Source organism: Pseudomonas reactans (assembly GCF_013387025.1).
Taxonomy (GTDB): domain Bacteria; phylum Pseudomonadota; class Gammaproteobacteria; order Pseudomonadales; family Pseudomonadaceae; genus Aquipseudomonas; species Aquipseudomonas reactans.
Genome location: NZ_JACAQP010000082.1, coordinates 1 through 1225 on the forward strand (window position 1 = coordinate 1; position 1225 = coordinate 1225).

Sequence of the window (1225 nt, forward strand, 5' to 3'; positions counted from 1 at the left end):
ATTATCCGATTCATAAGGATATGAATACGTCTTCGTATTACCAAAATGCGGAATAGAAAGAAAGGGTTGTATCCTATTTCTTACATTCTCATCAATTTTATATACTTTATTTGAAAAAAAAGAAGGACGCGCATTCTTGTTCATTTTTAATAAAGTTAACAAACGAAAGTTTTTGTTACTTATTTTCGAACCTTCTTTACCCCATAGAGATATTGAATAGAAGGGGGTATTGCTTTTTCCACTGTAATTTTGAAAATGAACGTTTAAATGTCCTTCAAAAGTAAGTAAATAGATCCGACACATATAAAATGCGGTTAATCCCGCCGTAGACCAAGCTATTATTCCAAAAATAGGTGAATACAACCAACTATCATTAAGAATTTCATCTTTGGACCAAAAACAAGCAAGGGGTGGAATACCGCAAAGAGAAAGCGTACCTAATAAAAAAGAATTTTTAGTAATTGGTACATGTTTTGTTAAACCTCCCATAAGCACCATATTCTGACTTTTTTTTGGACAATATCCAACAAGAGTTTCCATTGAATGAATAACGGATCCCGATCCTAAAAACAATAATGCTTTGGAATAAGCATGAGTNNGCGATAAGACCCCATACCTAGAGCTAACATCATATAACCCAATTGAGACATTGTGGAATAGGCTAAACCCCTCTTAATGTCTTTTTGAGCAAGAGCTAAAGTAGCTCCTAAAAAAACTGTTATTATCCCTATCAAAGAGATAAAATTCATTATGTGGGGTATGACTATGAAAAGAGGCATAAGTCGAGCTACAAGAAAAATCCCCGCTGCTACCATCGTAGCAGCATGTATAAGGGCCGAAATAGGAGTTGGCCCTTCCATTGCATCAGGTAACCATACATGAAGGGGAAATTGTGCAGATTTCGCAATCGCACCGGCAAATAATAGAATAGCGCACAAAGTAACAAATAAAAAATTGACCTCATTAGTAGAAATCAGGTTATTCAATATTTGGAATAAATCACGAAATTCGAAACTCCCCGTTATCCAATAAAACCCTAAAATACCTAATAATAAACCAAAATCGCCAACACGATTAGTTACAAATGCCTTTTGACAAGCCTTTGCTGCAACAGGTCGTGTGAACCAAAATCCTATTAATAGATACGAGCATACTCCAACTAATTCCCAAAAAATATAAATTTGTATCAAATTTGAACTAGTAACTAATCCCAACATGGAAGTAC

General features: G+C 34.8%; 1 protein-coding gene and 1 pseudogene. Both read right to left on the reverse strand.

Annotated features, from left to right (window positions below; genetic code table 11):
* The coding region (locus tag HX793_RS32130; protein ID WP_498055034.1) for an NADH dehydrogenase subunit F C-terminal domain-containing protein at positions 1–303 on the reverse strand (303 nt) is incomplete at its 3' end.
* Positions 304–375: 72 nt separating this feature from the next.
* A pseudogene (locus tag HX793_RS32135) lies at positions 376–1217 on the reverse strand (proton-conducting transporter transmembrane domain-containing protein); the annotation flags it as partial.
* Positions 1218–1225: the final 8 nt, after the last annotated feature.